This is a genomic window from Xanthomonas pisi DSM 18956, from assembly GCF_001010415.1.
Lineage (GTDB): Bacteria > Pseudomonadota > Gammaproteobacteria > Xanthomonadales > Xanthomonadaceae > Xanthomonas > Xanthomonas pisi.
Genome location: NZ_JPLE01000220.1, coordinates 1 through 327, shown reverse-complemented (window position 1 = coordinate 327; position 327 = coordinate 1). Strand labels below are relative to the sequence as shown.

Here is a 327-nt window from a genome sequence, read left to right as displayed (position 1 = left end):
CAATAGAATAATCTGTGTTAGATGTAACCCAAGTCCCACCTAAAGCTGAACACTCAGTAGAAGTTTCTGCGTCAGCTCCTTCACATCTGAACATAGGTAAACCAACAGTACCAGCTAATTCTTGAAGAATACCGTTAAAACGAACTTCTAAAGAATTGGTATTGACCGGTTCTGGAGGATTAACTCCAAATGCGGAAAAAGGAATAGATTTCAAAGTTGACAAATCAGCGACATATACACTTCCTTCTAAGGAAGGACGGGTTGTTAATTTCGAATCTAAAATACGTATTTGGCGGCGAGAATAAGAACTGCGTAATTGTGTAATAC

At 38.5% G+C, this 327-nt stretch carries 1 protein-coding gene; it reads right to left on the bottom strand.

What is annotated here, in order from left to right:
- Window positions 1-327 (bottom strand): baseplate wedge subunit and tail pin (locus tag Y887_RS20790; protein WP_046965619.1); only part of this gene is annotated, 327 nt, incomplete at both ends.